Here is a 20,107-nt window from a genome sequence, read left to right as displayed (position 1 = left end):
CGTTCAAGACCACCTTCATACGCTGGCCGTATGCCAACGAAGACTAGTGAGCTGCTGGCCGCCGCCGTCCCGCGGACCGTGGCGTTGGTCCGGGCGGTCGGCGACGACCAACTCGACCTGCCGACCCCGTGCGCGGAGTACGACGTCCGCGGACTGATCAACCACGTGTACGACGTGGCCGTCAACTTCCAACGCCTCGCCGCCGGGCAGGAGACGGACTGGTCGGTCAAGACCGATCACGTGGCCGAGCCGGGCTGGCGGGACCGGTTCGCCACTGAGGTGAAGCAGCTCGTCGTGGCCTGGGACGACCCGGCCAGCGAGGAGGGCGTCGCGCCGGCGATGGGGCTGCTCCGGTCGACGATCGGCCTGATGGGGGTGGTGGACCTGGTGGTGCACGGCTGGGACCTGGCGCGGGCCACCGGCCAGCCGTACCAGCCGGCGCGGGAGAGCATCGCGGCGCTGCACGGCTTCATGGACGAGATGGGCCCGATGGGCCGGCAGATGGGCGCCTTCGGCGCGGAGGTGCCGGTCGGGGCGGACGGGACCGAACTGGACCGGCTGCTCGGCCGCACCGGTCGCGATCCGGCCTGGAGGGCTGCTTGACATCGACTATTCACTGGATGAATAGTTGGCCGGGTGTCCACGTCGCACGTGCTGCTCGGGTTGCTGGCCGCCGGCAACCGGCACGGCTACGAGCTGAAGCGCGCCCACGACACCCGGCTGCCCCGGGCCAAGCCGCTCGCCTTCGGCCAGGTCTACGCCACCCTGGGGCGCCTGCAACGGGACGGCCTGGTGGTCACCGCCGGTCAGGAACGCGAGGCCGGCCCCGACCGGACCGCCTACGCGCTCACCGACCAGGGCCGGGCCGCGCTCGCCGGCTGGCTCGCCGCCGTCGAGCCACCCATGCCGTACGTGACCAGCGCGCTGTTCACCAAGGTCGCGGTGGCGTTGCTGGTCGCCGACCTCAACGCGGCCCGGTCCTACCTGATCGCCCAGGCGCGGGCGCACACCGACCGGCTGCGCGAACTCACCGCCGTCAAGACGGCACCCTCGACCACCCTCGATGACGTCGTCGCCGTCGACTACGCCGTCGCTCACCTCGACGCCGACCTGAGGTGGCTGCGCACCACCCTGGCCCGCGTCGCCGACTGGCACCGGGAGGTGCACCCGTGAGCCGACTCCAGGCCCGCGACGTGGTCCGGTCGTACGGCCCGACACCGGCCCTGCGCGGCGTCAGCCTCGATGTCGCCGACGGCGAGATCGTCGCCGTGACCGGACCCAGTGGCTGCGGCAAGTCCACCCTGCTGCACTGCCTCGCCGGCATCCTGCGCCCCGACGAGGGGGCGGTGCGCTGGAACGGCGAGCGGATCGACACCTGGCCCGAGGCGGCGCGGTCCCGGCTGCGCCGTACCGAGTTCGGGGTGTTGTTCCAGTTCGGTCAGCTCGTCCCCGAGTTGACCGCGGCGGAGAACGTCGCCCTGCCCCTGCTCCTCGCCGGCACGGGGCGGCGGGAAGCAGGGCGGGCGGCGGGCGAATGGCTGGACCGCTTCGGCGTCGGGCACCTCGCCGACGTGCGCCCCGGCGCGATGTCCGGCGGGCAGCAGCAGCGCTGCGCCACCGCCCGCGCCCTGGTCACCGGGCCCCGGGTGATCTTCGCCGACGAGCCGACCGGTGCCCTCGACACGCTCAGCGGCGAGGAGGTCCTCACCCAGCTCGTCCAGCTCGCCCGGGAACAGGGCACCACCATCGTCCTGGTCACCCACGAACCCCGGATCGCCGCGTACGCCGACCGCGAGGTGATGCTCCGCGACGGCGTGGTCGACCCGACGGGCCTCGGCCTGGACGAAACCCTCGTCCCGCTCCCGGCGGCCGGCCCCGGCACGGACCCCCGGTGAGGCCGGGCGCCGCGCTGCGGCTCGCCCTGGCCGGCAACCGCACCGACACCGCCCGAGTCGTGCTCACCGCGCTCAGCGCCGCCCTGGCCAGCCTCGCCGGGCTGGCTGCCCTCACCGTGCTGGCCATCCCGACCCCACCCGGCGGACGGGGCAGCAACAACTCCGAGCAGTACACCAACGCGCTGCTGCGCGAGCCGGGCCTGCGCGGCGGGACGGCGGTCGCGTTGCTGCTGCTCGCCGTGCCGGTGCTCGCCCTGGCCGGGCAGTGCGTGCGGCTCGGTGCCCCGGCCCGGGACCGGCGACTCGCCGCGTTCCGGCTGGCCGGGGCCACCCCCGGGCAGGTGACCGGGCTGGTCGCGGTGGAGGCCGGGCTGGCCAGCCTGCTCGGCACCCTGGTCGGGCTGGGGACGTACCTGGTGGGCCGGGTGCTGCTGCACCGGCCCGACGCCCGGGGGCTGCTGCCGCTGCCCACCGACGTGCTGCCGTCGCCGCCGGTGATCGCGGCGGTGGTGCTCGGCCTGCCGGTGCTGGCCGGGCTGGTCGGTGTCGTCCTGCTGCGCCGGGTCACCGCGACCCCGCTCGGCGTGGTCCGGCGGACCCGCCGGGAACGTGCCCCGAGGCCGTGGGCCGGGCTGCTGATCGTGGCCGGGCCGGCCACGTTCGGCCTACTGGCCCCGATCAACAGGTGGTACGCCGACCGTGCTCAGGACCCACCGGCACTGCTGGAGCCGGCGCTGCTGGCCGGCGGTGCGCTGGCCGCGCTGGTCGGGGTGGTGGTCGGCACCGGCTGGCTGTCGTACACGGCCGGGCGGCTGCTGCACCGGTGGGGTCGCGGGGCGGCCGTGCTGCTGGCCGCCCGCCGGTTGACCGCCGACCCGTGGGCCGGCAGCCGGACCCTGGCCGCCCTGCTGGCGGCGGTGATCGTGGGGGCGGGTGCGGCCGGGCTCCGGGCCTCGATGATCGCCGACATGGCGGCGAACCGGGCCACCGGCCAGGGCCTGGCCGGCAGTGACGACTTCTACCTGAACACGATGGACCTGGTCGACCGGGCCGCCCAGCTGGCCGTGGCGCTGGCCGCCGGTGGCCTGGTCGTCGCCCTGGTCGAGGGGATCGTCGCCCGCCGCCGGACGTACGCGGCGCTGGTCGCCTCCGGGGTCCCCCGCAGCGTGATCGGCCGGTCCGTCGGGTGGCAGGCGCTGGCCCCGGCGGTGCCGGCCATCGTAGTGGCGCTCGCCGGCGGCCTGCTGCTCATCTGGGGCGTCGCGGGCCGCCCACGCACCTACGGGGCACACTCCTTCCAGGTGTGCACGGGCGACGCCGTGCGGTGCGCCGACCCGTCGGCCCTGCGCACCGTGTGGGTGCCCGAGGTCGTGGTGACACCCGAGCTGCCGTGGGCGCAACTCGCCTGGGTCGGCGCGGGTGCCCTGGTCGCCGTGCTGGTCACGGTCGGTGTCGGTCTGCTCTTCCTGCGGATGAGTACCGCCGTCGAGGAACTCCGTACCGGCTGACCGCGATCAGCCGGTGCGCAGCGGCAACCGCCCGCCGCTCCCGGGCCCGCCCGCCGAGCGTTGCTGGCCCGCCGGTCCCGGCCGGCCCGGGGACCCGCCCCGGCCCGGCGGGGACCCGCGGCGGCGGTCAGGCCCGACCGAGCCGGTCGAGGATCCAGGCGTTGACGAACGCCTCCTCGCGCCAGGCGTCGTACCGGCCGCTGGGGCCGCCGTGGCCGGCACCCATCTCGGTCTTGAGCAGGTAGTCGCCCTGCGGGGCCACCGCCCGCAGCCTGGCGATCCACTTGGCCGGCTCGTGATAGAGCACCCGGGTGTCGTTGAGGCTGGTCACCGCCAGGATCGCCGGGTAGTCGACGGGCGCGACGTTCTCGTACGGGGTGTACGACTTCATGTACGCGTACACCTCCGGGTCGGCGAGCGGGTTGCCCCACTCCTCCCACTCGGTGACGGTCAACGGCAGCGACGGGTCGAGGATCGAGGTGAGCGCGTCCACGAAGGGCACCTGCGCGACGATCCCGGTGAACGCGTCCGGGGCGAGGTTGGCCACCGCGCCCATCAGCAGTCCGCCGGCCGAGGCGCCCCGGGCGACCAGCCGGTCGGCCGCCGTCCAGCCGGACTTGACCAGGTGCCGGGCGCAGGCGACGAAGTCGGTGAAGGTGTTCTTCTTGGCCAGCAGCTTGCCCTCGTCGTACCACCGGCGGCCCAGTTCACCGCCGCCCCGGATGTGCGCCACGGCGAACACCACGCCCCGGTCGAGCAGGCTGAGCCGGGCGACCGAGAACCACGGGTCCATGCTGGCCTCGTACGAGCCGTACCCGTAGATCACGGCGGGTGCGGAGCCGTCGCGCGGGGTGTCCCGGCGGCAGACCAGCGAGATCGGCACCCGGGTGCCGTCGTCGGCGAGCGCCCACTCGCGGTGCTGCTCGTAGTCGGCCGGGTCGTATTCGCGGCCGTCCGGCCCGGGGAGCACCGGCTTGCGGCGGCGCAGCGTCAGCTCGCGGGTGACCAGGTCGTAGTCGTAGACCGAGTCGGGGGTGACCAGCGAGGTGTAGCGGAAGCGGAGCTGCCGGGTGCGGTATTCCGGGTTGGCGTCCAGCCCGACACTGTGGATCGGCTCGGGAAACTCGATGTCGTGCCCGTCGCCGCCGCCGACGGGGAGCACCCGTAGCCCGGTCAGGCCGTTGCTGCGCAGCGAGACGACCAGGTGGTCGGCGAACGCGTCGACCGACTCCAGCCGGGTGCCGGGGCTGTGCGGGATCAGCGGAACCCAGTCGCCGGGGGCGTCCGCCGAGGTGTACGCCAGCGCGAAGTCCTCCGCGCCGTCGTTGTGCAGGATCAGGAACCGGTGCCCGTGGTGCTCGACGCTGTATTCGACGCCCTGCCGGCGCGGGGCGATCACCGCCGGCTCACCTGTCGGGTTGTCGGCCGGGATGACCCGCACCTCGCTGGTGACCTTGCTGGTGCTGTCGATCAGCACGAACCGCTCGGAGCGGGTCAGCTCGACACCCACCCAGAACCGCTCGTCCTCCTCCTGGTGCACCACCACGTCCTCGCCCGACGGGGTGCCGACGGTGTGCCGCCACACCCGGTTGGGCCGCCACGCCTCGTCGACGGTGATGTAGAACAGCACGCTGGCATCGGCCGACCAGGCGGTGCCGTAGAACGTGTCGGGCACCTCGTCGCCGAGCAACTCGCCGGTGCTCAGGTCCTTGATCCGCAGGGTGAACCGTTCGTCGCCGGAGAAGTCCGTCGAGTAGGCCAGCCACCGCCCGTCGGGGCTGACGTCGAACGCGCCGAGGGAGAAGAAGTCGTGTCCTTCGGCGAGCTGGTTGCCGTCGAGCAGCACCTCCTCGCCGTCGAGCGGGGCGCCGTCCGCGCTGACCGGCGGATCGGTCTCGCCGTCGCGCACGGGGCGGCGGCAGTGCACGCCGTACTGCTGGCCCTCGACGGTGCGGGTGTAGTACCAGTGGCCGCCCTTGCGGGTGGGCACCGACAGGTCGGTCTCCTGGGTGCGCTGCTTCGTCTCGGCGAACAGGGTGCCGCGCAGCGCTTCCAGGTGCGCGGTGCGCTGCTCGGTCCAGGCGTTCTCGGCGGTGAGGTGGGCGATGGTCGCCGGGTCGTCCTTGGCGGCCAGCCAGGCGTACTCGTCGACGACGGTGTCGCCGTGGTGGGTGCGCTCCGCGGGGACCTGTCGGGCGACGGGCGGGGTGGTCTCGGTGGTCACGGCGCCACGTTACCGGCCCGTCGCGCGGCGCGGCGCGGACGAACCGCCACGCGCCGCATTAGAACATGTGTACGATGACTGCCATGTCGACGCCAGCGGGTTCGGTCGGTGCAACGGAGATCACCCGGCGGTTGGCCGGGATCTGCGGTCCCTCCTTCGCCCGGTTCGCGGGCGCGGCCGACGAGGTCGCCGGCCGGCTCGCCCGGTGGGTGGCCGTCCCGGGTGGGCCGCGGGCGGCGGCCGAGGTGCTGCGGCTCGCCGCCCGGCACGATCTGTCGGTGGTGCCCCGGGGCGCCGGCACGAAGATCGACTGGGGTGCCGCACCGGCCCGGGTCGACATCATGCTCGACACCGGCCGGCTCGCCGGGGTCGGCCACCGGCCGGCGTCCTCCCCGGTGGTCGAGGTGGGTGCCGGCACCCCGCTGCGGGCCGTGCAGGCCACCCTGGCACGCTCCGGCCGCCGGCTGGCCCTCGACCCGCCGTCACCCGGGGCCACCCTCGGCGGGGTGCTCGCCGCCGCCGAGTCCGGTCCGCTGCGGCACCGGCACGGCACCGCCTGCGAGCAGCTCGTCGGCCTGCGCTGGCTGGACGCCGACGGTGAGCTGGTCAGCGCCGGGCGCAGTGCGGCCGAGCTGGCCGGGGTGGCCGCCCCGGTCGGCCTCGACCTGGGCCGGCTGCTCTGCGGCTCGCAGGGCGGGCTGGGCGTGCTCGTCTCCGCGACGCTGCGCGCGCACACCCTGCCGCCGGCCCGGGTGTGGGTGACCCGGCCGGTGTGGAGCCCGTTGGAGGTGCACGACCTGGTCCGGGCGGTGCTCGCGGCCGACCTCGATCCGGCGGCCGTCGAGTTGGACCTGCCGGCCGCCGGGTCACCGCCACGTCCGGCCGCCGCGCCGGCGGCGGGCGCGACCTCGGGGCCGGGTGGCCGCCCGATGTCGGCGGCCGAGGCGTCGGCCCGCGCCAACCATCCCGCGATGGCCGGCCGCCGGGCCGCTGTGCCACCTCCCCGGGGCAGCGCCGGTGAGCTGGCCGTTCTGCTGGAGGGCGGCCGGTCCGAGGTGGCCGGGCGGGCCGACCGCCTGCTGGCCCTGCTCGGCGGCACGGCAAGTCTCGCCCCGGACGCCCCGGTCTGGTGGCGGCGCTACCCGTTCGCTCCGGGCGACACCGCGCTACGGGTCGAGGCGCCGGCCGCCGACCTGCACGCCGCCGTCTACGCGCTGCGGGACGCCGCCGGTACCCCGCTGTCGGTGCGCGGCTCCGCCGGGCTGGGCATGGTGCACGCCGCGCTGCCTGGGTCGCTCCCGGTCGACCGGGTGGCCGGCATCCTCGCCGCCGTCCGGGGGGTGCTGTTCACCCGCCGGGGCCGGTGCGTGGTGGTCGCCGCGCCCCCGGCGGTGCGTCGTGAGATCGACGTGTGGGGCGAGGCGGCGGTGATCCCCCGGCTACGCGAGGCGAAGGAACACCTCGACCCGCACGGCCGGCTCGCCCCCGGCCGCCTGCCCGGCGGCCTCTGACCGGCCTCCCGCGCCCCCGGGTTGGCCGGGGGAGCGGGGGCGAGGGGGAACGGGCCGGGGGCGTACTCAGAGGGCGTCGTTGCGCAGCACCAGGATGGCGATGTCGTCGCGGGGCGACTCGACCGAGAAGTTGATCGCGGCGGACCGCAGCCGGGCCGCGACCACGTCGGCGGAGTAGCCGGCCAGCGGGGCGGCGGCCTCCCGGAGCCGTTCGGTGCCGAAGAGCTCCCGGCCGCGCCGCCGCTCGGTCACCCCGTCGGTATAGAAGATCAGCGCATCGCCCGGCGCGAGCACGATCTCCGCCGCCGGGGAGGTGATCGCGTCGAGCAGACCGAGCGCCGTGCCACCGATGCCGACGAAGTTGGCCCCACCGGCCCCGTGCAGCAGGACCGGTCGGTCGTGCCCGGCCAGGTGCAGCGAGACGTCGAGCCGGTCGCCGTCGCCCGGCCCGACCGCCGCCAGCGCCAACGTGCAGTACCGCCCGCCACCCCGCTCGACGAGCGTGTCGTTGAGCCGGGCCAGCGCCTCGGGCAACGGCTTGCCGTCCCCGACCAGCACCCGGATCACGTCCCGGACCAGCCCGGTCACCGCCGCTGCCTGCACGCCCTTGCCGGACACGTCGCCGACCACCACCAGCCAGCGGCCGTCCGGCAGCGGCACCACGTCGTAGAAGTCGCCGCCGACCTCGGCCTCGTCACCGGTCGGGACGTACTCGGCGGCGAAGCCGATGCGCTCGACGACCGGAAGCACCGGCGGCAGCAGCGACTGCTGGAGGGTCTGCGCCACCCGACGCCGTTCGGCGTGGATGCGGGCGTTCTCGATGGCGAGGCCGGCCCGCCGGGCCACGTCCTCCAACACCGCGACCTCGTCCGGGTCGTGCCGGTGCCGCTGGTGCCGTCCCACAGCCAGGGTGCCGAGGCGCTGGCTGCGGGCGACCAGCGGTACGGCGAAACCCTCCATCGGCCCACCGAGCGGCACCTGGGAGCCGGTCCGCGACGCCTCCCGCAGCCGGGCCTGGACCGAATCCGGCCCGGACTCCTCAAGCACCTTGTGCAGTTGGGGCAGGACGGACTCGTCGGCGTGACTGGACGCGGCGAGCCTGAGCCGGCCCCACTCGTCGGTGGTGTGCACCGCGCACCACTGGCCGAGCCGGGGCACCACCAGCTGCGGGATCAGCGCCATGGTCAGGTCGACGTCGAGTGACTGGGCGAGCAGTTCGCTGGCCTCGGCGAGGAAGGTCAGCCAGGCCGAGCGGCGGACGTCGGCCCGGCGCAGCCGGTCGTTCTCCAGGTGCAGGGCGAGCCGTTCGGCGGCGAGGACGGCCAACGGCCTGGCGTACGCCGACGGTGCCGCGTCCAGCTCCAGCTCCCCGACGTACGGCCGGTGCACGGCCAGCGGCACCCGGAGCAGCTCGTTGCCGGGGCGGGGGTGCCGGCCGTAGCGGGCCAGCACCTGCGGGCCCTCCCCCTCGCCCCGGTCCAGCCGGATCACCCCGCCGGCCGCGCCCACCATCTCGGCGACCCGGGTGAGCAGGTCGGTGGCGAAGTCGGTGAGCGGCTCGTCGGCGTACGGGTCGGGGCGGGTCTGGGTGAGTTCGCTCATCGCGGCGGCGCTCGGTGCGCTGGTCCCCGGTTCGCTGTCGGTCCGCCCGGGTGGCGGGTGCGGGGAGGGGGCTGCGTCGCCGTGGTCGCCGTGCCGGTCGAGCCGGAACCACACCCCCTTGCCGGTGGGCAGGTAGGTGGTGCCCCAGCGGCTGGCGAAGTGGTCGACCAGGAGCAGTCCCCGCCCCCGCGCGGAGACCTCGCCGATCTGGTCGGTGTCGTTGCGGATGCCGACGACCAGTTCGTCGACCGGCCCGGCGGCGAAGTCGGAAACCGTGACGGTCAGGCCGATCTGGTCGGCGACGACCTCGATGTCCAGTTCGGTGCGGGCGTGTTCGACGGCGTTGGTGGAGAGTTCGGTGGTCAGCAGCAGCGCCTCGTTGAGTAGTTCGTCGAGGTCGGCTTCGGCGAGCACGGAGCGGACCACGGCGCGGGCGGCGGCCGGGGTGCGGTTGTCGGCGGGCAGCCGGACGCGCCGGACGTGCTCGTCCCGTCCCGCGTCTGTCCCGGCCCCCGGCTCCGCTGACACCCCCGTATCCTCTACCGCCACCGGCCGGGTGCCAAGCCGCACCACGTACCGTCACACCCGCCGCGCCGACCAGGTCGGTGGTGGTCACCCTCCGCCACCTGGCCGGTCCGGCCTGTGGGCTGGCGGGCCGGACCACGTCGGCGCGCGGTGGGGGCGGACGCCGCGTCGTCGCTCGGCGCGGCCGTATCCGGGGCACGTCGTATCCAGGGCCCGGCGGCGACCCGGGCACAATGAGGGGAAGTCGGCGTGTCGGCACGTCGGGAGCCCTCCGAGTCGAGCGAGGAAAGATGACCGCGAAACAGTCGGTGACGGCGGACGGGTCCGCCTCCGAGCATGACGCGCTCCTCGGTGAGCTGTCGGAGGCGCTGCGACGGGTCGGCCGGGGTGACTTCAAGGTACGGCTGCCCCGGCGGGCGGGTGCGGCCGGCGAGGTGGCGGACGCCTTCAACGAGGTGGTGTCGCTCCAGGAGCGGCAGCACCTGGACCTGCGCCGGATCAGCCGGGTGGTGGGCCGCGACGGCCGGCTGACCGAACGCCTGGACGAGGAGGGCCTGGACGGCTCCTGGGCGGAGGGCCAGCGGGCGGTCAACTCGCTGATCGACGACCTGGGCCGACCGACCACCGAGATCGCCCGGGTGATCATGGCGGTGGCCGACGGTGACCTCTCCCAGCACATGGAGCTGGAGATCGACGGTCGCCCGCTGCGCGGTGAGTACCTGCGGATCGGCCGGACCGTCAACACGATGGTCGGGCAGCTCTCGTCGTTCTCCAACGAGGTGACCCGGGTGGCCCGGGAGGTGGGCACCGAGGGCAAGTTGGGTGGCCAGGCGGACGTGCGGGGCGTCGCCGGCACCTGGAAGGACCTCACCGACTCGGTGAACACCATGGCGTCGAACCTGACCGGCCAGGTGCGGTCGATCTCCCAGGTGGCGACGGCGGTGGCCCGGGGCGACCTGTCGCAGAAGATCACGGTCGGGGCGCGGGGCGAGGTCGCCGAGCTGGCCGACACGATGAACTCGCTCACCGACACGCTGCGCCTGTTCGCCGAGCAGGTGACCCGGGTGGCGCGCGAGGTGGGCACCGAGGGCAAGCTCGGTGGGCAGGCCGACGTGCCGAACGTCGCGGGCACCTGGAAGGACCTCACCGACAGCGTCAACTCGATGGCGTCGAACCTGACCTCCCAGGTGCGTAACATCGCGCAGGTCTCCACGGCGGTGGCCCGGGGTGACCTGAGCCAGAAGATCACCGTGGCGGCGCAGGGTGAGATCCTGGAGCTGAAGGACACCGTGAACACGATGGTGGACCAGCTCAGCTCGTTCGCCGACGAGGTGACCCGGGTGGCCCGTGAGGTCGGCATCGAGGGCAAACTCGGCGGCCAGGCCCAGGTACGCGGCGTCTCCGGCACCTGGCGGGACCTGACGGAGAACGTCAACCAACTCGCCGGCAACCTGACCAGTCAGGTCCGCAACATCTCCCAGGTCTCCACGGCGGTGGCGAAGGGTGACCTGTCGCAGAAGATCACGGTCGACGCGCAGGGCGAGATCCTGGAGCTGAAGAACACCGTGAACACGATGGTGGACCAGCTCTCCTCGTTCGCCGACGAGGTGACCCGGGTGGCCCGCGAGGTGGGCACCGAGGGCAAGCTCGGCGGTCAGGCCCAGGTGAAGGGCGTGAGCGGCACCTGGCGGGACCTCACCGACAACGTGAACTCGATGGCGTCGAACCTGACCTCCCAGGTGCGCAACATCGCCTCGGTGACTACGGCGGTGGCCAAGGGCGATCTCAGCCAGAAGATCACCGTCGACGCCCGGGGCGAGATCCTGGAGCTGAAGTCGACCGTCAACACGATGGTGGATCAGTTGTCGTCGTTCGCCGACGAGGTGACCCGGGTGGCCCGTGAGGTGGGCACCGAGGGCAAGCTCGGCGGCCAGGCCCAGGTACGCGGGGTCGCCGGCACCTGGCGGGATCTGACCGACAACGTGAACTCGATGGCGTCGAACCTGACCAGTCAGGTGCGCAACATCGCGCAGGTCTCGACGGCGGTGGCGAAGGGCGACCTGTCGCAGAAGATCACGGTGGACGCGCAGGGCGAGATCCTGGAGCTGAAGAACACCGTGAACACGATGGTCGACCAGTTGAGTTCGTTCGCCGACGAGGTGACCCGGGTGGCCCGTGAGGTGGGCACCGAGGGCAAGCTCGGCGGTCAGGCCCAGGTGAAGGGCGTGTCCGGCACCTGGCGGGACCTGACCGACAACGTGAACTCGATGGCGTCGAACCTGACCTCCCAGGTGCGCAACATCGCCTCGGTGACCACGGCGGTGGCCAAGGGCGACCTCGGCCAGAAGATCACCGTCGACGCGCAGGGCGAGATCCTGGAACTGAAGAACACCGTGAACACGATGGTGGACCAGCTCTCCTCGTTCGCCGACGAGGTGACCCGGGTCGGCCGCGAGGTCGGCATCGAGGGCAAGCTCGGCGGTCAGGCCCAGGTGAAGGGCGTGAGCGGCACCTGGCGGGACCTCACCGAGAACGTCAACCAGCTCGCGTCCACCCTGACCACCCAGCTCCGGGCGATCTCCCAGGTCTCCACGTCGGTGACCCGGGGCGACCTGACCCAGCGGATCGCGGTCAAGGCGCAGGGTGAGGTCGCCGAGCTGAAGGACAACATCAACCAGATGATCGTCACCCTGCGGGAGACGACCAAGAAGAACGCCGAGCAGGGCTGGCTCGACTCCAACCTGGCCCGCATCGGTGGCCTGCTCCAGGGTCAGCGGGACCTGGGCGAGGTCTGTCGCATGATCATGATGGAGGTGACCCCGCTGGTCGACGCGCAGCTCGGCGCGTTCTTCCTGGCGGACACCTCCGAGGGGGTGATGCGGCTGCGGCTGACCGCGTCGTACGGCTACGTGGCGCGGGGGCACGACGTGACCTTCGGGCCCGGTGAGGGGCTGGTCGGTCAGGCCGCGCTCTCCCGGCGGACGATCCGGCTCAACGCGCTTCCCGACGGCCGGATCACCCTGCGCTCCGGGCTGGCCGACACGCTTCCGTCCGACCTGGTGGTGCTGCCGATCCTGTTCGAGGGCGAGCTGCTCGGGGTGATCGAGTTCGCCAGCGTGGCCCGCTTCTCGGAGCTGCACCTGGGGTTCCTGGAGCGGCTGGTGCTCACCATCGGCATCGCGGTCAACACCATCCAGGCCAACCGGCGTACGGAGGAACTGCTGGCCCAGTCGCAGCGGCTGGCGCTGGAGTTGCAGGACCAGTCGGCGGAGTTGCAGCGCACCAACGCCGAGCTGGAGGACAAGGCGAAGCTGCTCAGCGAGCAGAAGGGCAACATCGAGACCAAGAACCGGGAGATCGAGCTGGCCCGGCTGGGGCTGGAGGAGAAGGCCCAGCAGCTCACCCGGGCGTCGGCGTACAAGTCGGAGTTCCTGGCGAACATGAGCCACGAGCTGCGGACGCCGCTGAACTCGCTGCTGCTGCTGGCCCGGCTGCTGGTGGAGAACTCGGAGCGCAACCTCACCCCGAAGCAGATCGAGTTCGCCCGGACGATCCACGGCTCCGGCTCGGACCTGCTGCGCCTGATCGACGACATCCTGGACCTGTCCAAGATCGAGGCAGGGCGGATGGACGTCGAGCCGACGGAGATCCGGTTCGCCGAGATCCGCAACTACGTGGAGCAGGCGTTCGCCCCGCAGGCGGAGGAGAAGAACCTCGACTTCCAGGTGCGGGTGGCCAAGGAACTGCCGCCCGCCCTGGTGACCGACGCCCAACGGTTGCAGCAGATCCTGCGCAACATGCTCTCCAACGCGGTGAAGTTCACCGACAACGGCGCGGTCACCCTGCGGATCGCGCCGGCGGCGGAGAACGCGGTCTTCGACGTGCCGGCGCTGACCAACGCCCGGCAGGTGATCGCCTTCACCGTGATCGACACCGGCATCGGCATCTCCGACGACAAGCTGAGCATCATCTTCGAGGCGTTCCAGCAGGCCGACGGCACCACCAGCCGGCGGTACGGCGGCACCGGGCTGGGCCTGTCGATCAGCCGGGACCTGGCTCGGCTGATCGGCGGCACGATCACGGTGACCTCCGCGCCGGGGCAGGGTTCGACGTTCACCCTCTTCGTCCCGGACGTGCTGGCACCGGACGCGGTGGTGGCCCCGCAGACGCCGTCGCCGGAGCGGGCGGGCCTGCCGTCGTCGCTGCTGATGCCGCCGATGGAGTTGCTGGCCGCGCCGGAGGCCCCGGCCACCCGGCAGTTGGACGGCGCCACCGTACTCATCGTCGACGACGACGTACGCAACGTGTTCGCGTTGACCAGCGCGTTGGAACTGCACGGGATGACCGTGTTGTACTCGGACAACGGCGCGGACGGGGTTCGCGTGCTGGCCGAGCATCCGGAGGTGGACATCGTGCTGATGGACGCCATGATGCCCGACCAGGACGGTTACGAGACGACCCGGCAGATCCGCCGCAACCACCGCTTCGCCGACCTGCCGATCGTCTTCCTCACCGCGAAGGCGATGCCCGGTGACCGGGAGTCGGCGTTGGCCGCCGGGGGTAGCGACTACATCACCAAGCCGGTGGACCTGGACGGGCTGATCGAGCGGATGGCGTCCTGGATCAGTGGCCGCCGAGACAGGGAGAATTCGTGACGCAGACGGCCAAGGCGCTGCTGGTCGACGACCGCCGGGAGAACCTGATGGCCCTGGAGGCGATCCTCCAGGGGCTCCCGGTCCAGTCGGTGGCCGTGGAGAGCGGTGAGGCGGCGCTGAAGCAACTGCTGGTGGACGACTTCGCGGTGATCCTGCTGGACGCCCAGATGCCCGACATGGACGGTTTCGAGACGGCCAGTCACATCAAGCGTCGGGAACGGACCCGGCACGTGCCGATCATCTTCCTCACCGCCGCCGACCGGGACGCCCAGTTGGCGTTGCGCGGCTACGCGGTCGGGGCGGTGGACTACCTGACCAAGCCGTTCGACCCGTGGGTGCTGCGGGCGAAGGTGTCGGTCTTCGTGGAGCTGTGGGTGAAGACCCGGCAGTTGGCGGCGCAGTCCGACGTGGTGCGGGAGCGCGACGCCCAGTGGCGGGTGCTCACCGACGCGGTCGACGAGGCGAGCGCCCTGCTGCGGGTCGAGGACGATCCGGAGGCCCGGCAGCGTGCCCTGGACGTCCTGGAGCAGGCCCGCTGGGGCAACACCGCCTGACGGTCAGGCGGCGGGTGGCTCGGCGTGGCCGGTGGCGGCCCGGCGGGCCCGCCAGCGTTCGCCGAGCGAGTCCAGTTCCTCCTGGATGAAATAGAAGAAGTCCCGCATCTCGGCCACCCGTTCGCCGCCCGGGGTGGCGGTGCCGCCCAGTGCCTTGACGCCCGCGTCGGCGATGTCGATGAAGTTCTTGTAGAGGCCGGTCTTGGTGATGGTGCCCTCGTACCAGGGGTTGTCGGGCAGCCGGTAGTGGTCCCGGCGCGAGCGCGGGACCGGTTCGCGGACCAGCATGCTGACCTGGGTCAGGTGGCGTACCGCGCCGGAGACGGCTGCCGCGCTGACGCCGAGCCGTTCGCCGATCTGGGCGGCGGTCAGCGGGCCGTCGGCGCTCATCACGGCGAACAGGACCCGGGCGGACATCCGGGGGAAGCCGACGTCCGCGAAGGCCATCGCCATCCGTTCGACGAAGAGGTGGACCTCGTCGTCGTGGCCGGGTCGACGGTCGTCAGGCATCGGACGCTGCTCCTCGGGCTCGGGACGGTTCAGGCGATGGTGCCGCACCGAACAGAGTCTTCACAACTTTGTGAAACGAGTGTAGCTTCCGAATTGTGGAAACCCCGATAGCGGTGACCGGCCTGGTGAAGACCTTCGGCCGCACCCGGGCCCTCGACGGGCTCGACCTGACCGTGCGGGCCGGCGAGGTGCACGGCTTCCTCGGCCCGAACGGCGCCGGCAAGTCGACAGCCATCCGGGTCCTGCTCGGGCTGCTGCGGGCCGACGCGGGGGCCGTCCGACTGCTCGGTGGTGACCCGTGGCGCGACGCCGTCACGCTGCACCGCCGCCTGGCGTACGTGCCGGGTGACGTCACCCTCTGGCCGCAGCTCTCCGGCGGCGAGGTGATCGACCTGCTCGGGCGGATGCGCGGCGGGCTCGACCCGAAGCGCCGCGCCGAGCTGCTGGAATCGTTCGAGCTGGACCCCCGCAAGAAGGGGCGCACCTACTCCAAGGGCAACCGGCAGAAGGTCGGCCTGGTCGCCGCGCTCGCCTCCGACGTCGAACTGCTCATCCTCGACGAGCCCACCTCCGGGCTGGACCCGCTGATGGAGGAGGTGTTCCAGCACTGGATCGACCGGGCCCGGCGCGACGGCCGCACGGTGCTGCTGTCCAGCCACATCCTCGCCGAGGTGGAGGCGCTCTGCGACCGGGTGACGATCATCCGCAACGGTCGCCACGTCGAGACCGGCACCCTGACCGAGCTGCGCCACCTGCACCGCACCGCGATCGACGCCGAACTGGCCGGGCCGGTCGACGGCCTGGCCGACCTGCCCGGCGTGCACGACCTGCGGGTCGACGGCGACCGGGTCCGCTTCGCCGTCGACACCGTCGCGCTGGACACCGCGCTGCGCCGGCTCACCGAGATCGGCGTCCGCAGCCTGGTCAGTCAGCCGCCGACGCTGGAGGAGCTGTTCCTGCGCCACTACGAGACGCCCCCGGCCCCCGCCGCCGCGTCGGACGCCGACCAGCCGACCGGGGTACGGCGATGAGCTCCCTCACCGGCACCGGTCACCTGGCCCGGCTGATCCTGCGCCGGGACCGGATCGTCCTGCCGCTGTGGGTGCTGCCGCTGGCCGTCCTGCCGGTGTCGTACGCGGGCAGCTTCCTCGCGCTGTTCCCCACCGCCGCCGAGCGGGCCGCGTACGTCACCGGCACCGCCAGCAACCCGTCGGTGGTGGCCCTGCTCGGCCCGGTCTACGGGGACAGCGTCGGCGCGCTGACCGCCCAGCGGGGCGGCTTCCTCCAGGTGATCGTCGCACTGGCCGCCCTGCTCACCGTCACCCGGCACACCCGCACCGAGGAGGAGGCCGGCCGGCGGGAACTACTCGGCGCGACAGTGCTCGGCCGGCACGCCGGGCTCACCGCCGCGCTGCTGGTGACGTACGCGGCCAGCCTGGTGCTCGGCCTGCTCACCGCCGCCGGGCTGGCCGCCACCGGCCTGCCGGCGACCGGCTCGCTGGCGTACGGGCTGTCGGTGGCGCTGGTGGGGACGGTGTTCGCCACGGTGGGCGGGGTGGCCGCCCAACTCGCCCAGAGCGCCGGTGGGGCACGCGGGATCGCCGCCGGGGTGCTCGGGGTGGCGTTCGCGCTCCGGCTGGTCGGCGACACCTCCGACCAGGGGTGGCCGAGCTGGCTCTCCCCGCTGGGCTGGGCCGCGCGCGTCCGCGCGTACGCGGGGGAGCGCTGGTGGGTGCTGGCGCTGCCGGTCGCGTTGACCGTGCTGCTGGCGGTGGTGGCGTACCCGGTGTCGGTGCGCCGGGACCTCGGGGCCGGCGTGCTGCCGTCGCGACCGGGCCCGGCGCGGGCCGGGCGGGGGTTGTCCGGGCCGTTCGGGCTGGCCTGGCGGCTGCACCGGGGGCCGCTGCTGGGCTGGTCGGTGGGGTTCTTCCTGCTCGGGTCGGTGGTCGGTGGCGCCGCCGAGGCGGCCGGCCGGTCGGTCGCCGGCAACGCCGCGTTGGAGCAGGTGATGGCCCGGTTGGGTGGCGCGTCGGGGCTGGCCGAGGCGTACCTGGGGGTGTCGTTGGGGGTGGCCGGGTTGGCCGCCGCCGGCTACGGCGTCCAGGTGGCGTTGCGGATGCGGTCGGAGGAGGCCGCCGGGCGGGCCGAGCCGGTGCTGGCCACCGGGGTGCACCGGTCGACCTGGCTCGCCTCACACCTGCTGTTCGCCCTGGCCGGGCCGGTGCTGGTGCTGGCATTGGCGGGGCTGGCGGCCGGCCTGACCTACGGGCTGAGCATCGGTGACGTGCCGGGCCAGCTGCCCCGGATGCTGGGTGCCGGCCTGGCGCAGGTGCCGGCGGCCTGGGTGCTGGCCGGTCTGGCGGTGCTGCTGTCCGGGCTGCTGCCCCGGCTCGCCCCGGCGGCCTGGGCGGTGCTCGCGGTGGTGGTGCTGCTCGGTCAGCTCGGCGCGGTGCTGGAGCTGAGCCAGTGGCTGCTGGACCTGTCGCCGTTCACGCACACCCCGCAGGTGCTGCGGGCGGGCTGGAGCGTGACCCCGCTGCTGGTCCTGACCGGGCTGGCCGGGGTGCTCTGCGCGGCCGGGGTCGTCGCCTTCCGCCGCCGCGACACCCCGGTCGGCTGACCGGTCAGCCGGAGGGGGTCTCGTTACGGATCATCAGGGCGGAACGGAGGCCGGTGATGTCGAGGACGCGGAGCAGGAAGTCGCCCACGTTGCTCAGGATCAGCAGGCACTGGGAGTGGCTGGCCTTGCGGCTGAGCACCACCAGCGTGCCCAGCCCCTGCGAGTCGCAGAAGGTCACCCCGGCCAGGTCGAGCACGATGCGCGGCGGAGGATCGGCGAGCACCTCGTTCACGACCGTCGACAGCTGGGCGGCGGTGAGCATGTCGATCTCACCGGCCAGGCGCAGCACCACTTCGTCGCCCGTCCGGTGTACCGTGATGGACAGCTCGGCACGATCCACGCCGTCAGCCTATCGCGATCCCGCCAACCCGGCCCGGTGAGACGATCCGCCGTGCCGACCACCCGCGCGGGCGGCAGCTCCGCCACCGGCTTGGGGTGGGGTGAGCCGGGTAACCCGGCCCCGGGGTGGCTGCGGATTCTCCGGCCGGCGCTGACACAATGGGCCGCATCGTGACCGATACCTTTTCCGCCGGCACCGGCCGTTACCCCGCCGACGCGCCGGCCTCCGAGGCCCTGTTCGACCGCGCCCGCGCCATTGTGCCGGGCGGGGTCAACTCCCCCGTGCGTGCGTTCCGTGCCGTCGGTGGCACCCCGCGCTTCATGGTCCGGGGGGAGGGTCCCTGGCTGTACGACGCCGACGGGCGACGCTACGTCGACCTGGTCTGCTCGTGGGGGCCGCTGATCCTGGGCCACGCCCACCCCGAGGTGGTCGAGGCGGTGCGGGAGGCGGCCACCCTCGGCACCAGCTTCGGCACCCCCACCCCGGGTGAGGTGGAGCTGGCCGCCGAGATCGTCGAGCGCACCCCGGTCGAGCAGGTCCGGCTGGTCAACTCGGGCACCGAGGCGACCATGTCGGCGATCCGGCTGGCCCGCGGCTTCACCGGTCGCTCCAAGATCATCAAGTTCGCCGGCTGCTACCACGGTCACTCCGACGGGCTGCTCGCCGCCGCCGGCTCCGGCGTCGCCACCCTCGGCCTGCCCGACTCGCCCGGGGTCACCGGCGCGGCGGCCGGCGACACCATCGTGCTGCCCTACAACGACCTCACCGCCGTCGAGGCGGCGTTCGCCGCGCAGGGTCCGCACATCGCGGCGGTCATCACCGAGGCCGCCGCCGGCAACATGGGCGTGGTCGCCCCCCGCGACGGCTTCAACTCCCGGCTCGCCGCGATCGCCCACGCGCACGGCGCGCTGCTCATCGTCGACGAGGTGATGACCGGGTTCCGGGTCTCCCGCGCCGGCTGGCACGGCCTCGACCCGTCGGATGCCGACCTGTGGACGTACGGGAAGGTGATGGGGGGCGGGCTGCCCGCCGCGGCCTTCGGCGGGCGCACGGAGATCATGTCCCGGCTCGCCCCGGCCGGCCCGGTCTACCAGGCCGGAACGCTCTCCGGTAACCCGCTGGCCTGCGCCGCCGGCCTGGCCACCCTGCGGCTCGCCGACGACGCGCTCTACCGCCGGCTCGACGACACGGCCGCCGTCGTGGGCAAGCTCGCCGCCGACGCGCTGGCCGCCGCCGGGGTCCCGCACCGCCTGTCGTACGCGGGCAGCATGTTCTCGATCTTCTTCACCGACGCCGACGTGGTCGACTACGACAGCGCCCGCACCCAGCAGGTGCCCGCGTTCAAGGCGTTCTTCCACGCGATGCTCGCCGCCGGCGTCTACCTGCCGCCGAGCGCGTTCGAGTCGTGGTTCGTGTCGGCGGCGCTCGACGACGCCGCCCTGGAGCACATCGCCGCCGCCCTGCCCGGCGCGGCGACAGCAGCGGCAGCGGCAGGCAGCGGGGGGTAAACACCAATGACCAAGACCGTCGTCCACGTGCTGCGGCACGGCGAGGTGCACAACCCGGACCAGATCCTCTACGGCCGGCTGCCCGGCTTCCGGCTGTCGGAACTGGGCGTGCAGATGGCCAAGGCCGCCGCCCAGGCCGTCGCCGAACGGGAGATCGTGTACGTGGTGGCCAGCCCGCTGGAACGCGCCCAGCAGACCGCCGAGCCGATCGCCGGCCAGTTCGGGCTCCCGGTCGGGGTGGACGAACGGCTGATCGAGAGCGCCAACTGGTTCGAGGGCAAGAAGGTCTCGCCCGGCGACGGCTCGTTCCGCGACCCGCGCAACTGGTGGGTGCTGCGCGACCCGGTGACCCCGAGCTGGGGTGAGGCGTACCGGGCCATCGCCGAGCGGATGTTCGCCGGGCTGCACGCCGCCCGGGTGGCCGCCGAGGGGCGCGAGGCGGTCATCGTCTCCCACCAACTGCCCATCTGGACGCTGCGCCGCTACGTCGAACGCAAGCGGCTCTGGCACGATCCGCGCCGCCGGCAGTGCGGGCTGGCCAGCCTCACCTCCTTCCACTTCGACGGGGCGAAGGTGGTCGGGATCGGTTACTCCGAGCCGGCTGCGCACCTGATCGCGATGTCCGCGACAGCCCGGACGGCCAAGGGGGCCTGAG

The 20,107-nt window shown here is 73.3% G+C and carries 15 protein-coding genes; 11 read left to right on the top strand and 4 right to left on the bottom strand.

Annotated elements, in window-relative coordinates; translation table 11 throughout:
* The first annotated feature begins 30 nt into the window (after positions 1-30).
* Genes ACN267_RS23335 through ACN267_RS23320 form a run of 4 tightly spaced genes read left to right on the top strand, consistent with a single transcriptional unit; the run spans position 31 to position 3,403 of the window.
* On the top strand, positions 31-603 hold the full coding sequence (locus tag ACN267_RS23335) for a TIGR03086 family metal-binding protein (protein ID WP_204958603.1): 573 nt from the start codon (positions 31-33) through the stop codon (positions 601-603).
* A gap of 33 nt (positions 604-636) precedes the next feature.
* Complete coding sequence (locus tag ACN267_RS23330; protein WP_204958604.1) at positions 637-1,173, top strand: PadR family transcriptional regulator; 537 nt, start codon at positions 637-639, stop codon at positions 1,171-1,173.
* Positions 1,170-1,895 carry an ABC transporter ATP-binding protein gene (locus tag ACN267_RS23325; protein WP_204958605.1) on the top strand — a complete coding sequence of 242 codons (726 nt, stop codon included), beginning with the start codon at positions 1,170-1,172 and terminating at the stop codon, positions 1,893-1,895. Before ACN267_RS23330 ends, ACN267_RS23325 begins: the two co-directional genes overlap by 4 nt.
* The gene (locus ACN267_RS23320) at positions 1,892-3,403 is read left to right on the top strand and encodes an FtsX-like permease family protein (RefSeq protein ID WP_204958606.1); all 1,512 of its coding nucleotides are present in this window, start codon (positions 1,892-1,894) and stop codon (positions 3,401-3,403) included. Before ACN267_RS23325 ends, ACN267_RS23320 begins: the two co-directional genes overlap by 4 nt.
* 127 nt (positions 3,404-3,530) lie before the next feature.
* On the opposite strand, the gene ACN267_RS23315 is transcribed toward ACN267_RS23320, so the two are convergent.
* Positions 3,531-5,627: a S9 family peptidase gene (locus tag ACN267_RS23315; RefSeq protein WP_421489661.1), complete on the bottom strand. Its 2,097-nt coding sequence runs from the start codon at positions 5,625-5,627 to the stop codon at positions 3,531-3,533.
* 74 nt (positions 5,628-5,701) lie between these two features.
* On the opposite strand from ACN267_RS23315, the gene ACN267_RS23310 reads away from it, so the two are divergent.
* Positions 5,702-7,138, top strand: a complete 1,437-nt coding sequence (locus ACN267_RS23310; protein WP_421489660.1) for an FAD-binding oxidoreductase — start codon at positions 5,702-5,704, stop codon at positions 7,136-7,138.
* 66 nt (positions 7,139-7,204) lie between these two features.
* Here the strand turns inward: ACN267_RS23310 and ACN267_RS23305 are convergent, their stop codons facing one another.
* Complete coding sequence (locus tag ACN267_RS23305; RefSeq protein ID WP_204958609.1) at positions 7,205-9,268, bottom strand: SpoIIE family protein phosphatase; 2,064 nt, start codon at positions 9,266-9,268, stop codon at positions 7,205-7,207.
* A gap of 287 nt (positions 9,269-9,555) precedes the next feature.
* Between ACN267_RS23305 and ACN267_RS23300 the strand changes: the two genes are divergently transcribed.
* Together ACN267_RS23300 and ACN267_RS23295 are read left to right on the top strand one after the other, a co-directional pair.
* Positions 9,556-13,920 (top strand): HAMP domain-containing protein, encoded by a 4,365-nt coding sequence (locus tag ACN267_RS23300; protein ID WP_421489659.1) that lies wholly within the window; start codon positions 9,556-9,558, stop codon positions 13,918-13,920.
* Complete coding sequence (locus tag ACN267_RS23295) at positions 13,917-14,474, top strand: response regulator (RefSeq protein WP_421489658.1); 558 nt, start codon at positions 13,917-13,919, stop codon at positions 14,472-14,474. The genes ACN267_RS23300 and ACN267_RS23295 overlap by 4 nt, the downstream gene beginning before the upstream one ends.
* A 3-nt stretch (positions 14,475-14,477) precedes the next feature.
* Here the strand turns inward: ACN267_RS23295 and ACN267_RS23290 are convergent, their stop codons facing one another.
* Positions 14,478-14,984, bottom strand: coding sequence for a GbsR/MarR family transcriptional regulator (locus tag ACN267_RS23290; protein WP_281901274.1), 507 nt, complete (start codon positions 14,982-14,984; stop codon positions 14,478-14,480).
* A 95-nt stretch (positions 14,985-15,079) separates the two neighbouring features.
* On the opposite strand from ACN267_RS23290, the gene ACN267_RS23285 reads away from it, so the two are divergent.
* Both ACN267_RS23285 and ACN267_RS23280 read left to right on the top strand, forming a co-directional pair.
* Complete coding sequence (locus ACN267_RS23285; RefSeq protein ID WP_421489657.1) at positions 15,080-16,015, top strand: ATP-binding cassette domain-containing protein; 936 nt, start codon at positions 15,080-15,082, stop codon at positions 16,013-16,015.
* Positions 16,012-17,604, top strand: coding sequence for an ABC transporter permease (locus ACN267_RS23280; protein WP_421489656.1), 1,593 nt, complete (start codon positions 16,012-16,014; stop codon positions 17,602-17,604). The genes ACN267_RS23285 and ACN267_RS23280 overlap by 4 nt, the downstream gene beginning before the upstream one ends.
* Positions 17,605-17,608: 4 nt before the next feature.
* Here ACN267_RS23280 and ACN267_RS23275 read toward each other — a convergent pair whose 3' ends face one another.
* The gene (locus tag ACN267_RS23275) at positions 17,609-17,944 is read right to left on the bottom strand and encodes an STAS domain-containing protein (protein WP_145917415.1); all 336 of its coding nucleotides are present in this window, start codon (positions 17,942-17,944) and stop codon (positions 17,609-17,611) included.
* 170 nt (positions 17,945-18,114) lie between these two features.
* On the opposite strand from ACN267_RS23275, the gene hemL reads away from it, so the two are divergent.
* Both hemL and ACN267_RS23265 read left to right on the top strand, forming a co-directional pair.
* On the top strand, positions 18,115-19,452 hold the full coding sequence (gene hemL / locus ACN267_RS23270; protein WP_204925718.1) for a glutamate-1-semialdehyde 2,1-aminomutase: 1,338 nt from the start codon (positions 18,115-18,117) through the stop codon (positions 19,450-19,452).
* A gap of 6 nt (positions 19,453-19,458) precedes the next feature.
* Positions 19,459-20,106: a histidine phosphatase family protein gene (locus tag ACN267_RS23265; RefSeq protein ID WP_421489655.1), complete on the top strand. Its 648-nt coding sequence runs from the start codon at positions 19,459-19,461 to the stop codon at positions 20,104-20,106.
* Position 20,107 lies beyond the last annotated feature (1 nt).

The sequence above is a fragment of the Micromonospora sp. WMMD734 genome (assembly GCF_049178975.1).
Taxonomy (GTDB): domain Bacteria; phylum Actinomycetota; class Actinomycetes; order Mycobacteriales; family Micromonosporaceae; genus Micromonospora; species Micromonospora wenchangensis.
Note: the sequence above shows the minus strand (reverse complement) of the source record. Positions and strands in the feature narration are given on the sequence as shown.

What these genes read in the sequence shown, in the direction of transcription:
- ACN267_RS23300 (WP_421489659.1), top strand. Translation starts at nt 9,556, where the DNA reads ATGACCGCGAAACAGTCGGTGACGGCGGACGGGTCCGCCTCCGAGCAT.
- ACN267_RS23280 (WP_421489656.1), top strand. Translation starts at nt 16,012, where the DNA reads ATGAGCTCCCTCACCGGCACCGGTCACCTGGCCCGGCTGATCCTGCGC.
- ACN267_RS23265 (WP_421489655.1), top strand. Translation starts at nt 19,459, where the DNA reads ATGACCAAGACCGTCGTCCACGTGCTGCGGCACGGCGAGGTGCACAAC.
- ACN267_RS23310 (WP_421489660.1), top strand. Translation starts at nt 5,702, where the DNA reads ATGACTGCCATGTCGACGCCAGCGGGTTCGGTCGGTGCAACGGAGATC.
- ACN267_RS23335 (WP_204958603.1), top strand. Translation starts at nt 31, where the DNA reads ATGCCAACGAAGACTAGTGAGCTGCTGGCCGCCGCCGTCCCGCGGACC.
- ACN267_RS23290 (WP_281901274.1), bottom strand. Translation starts at nt 14,984, where the DNA reads ATGCCTGACGACCGTCGACCCGGCCACGACGACGAGGTCCACCTCTTC.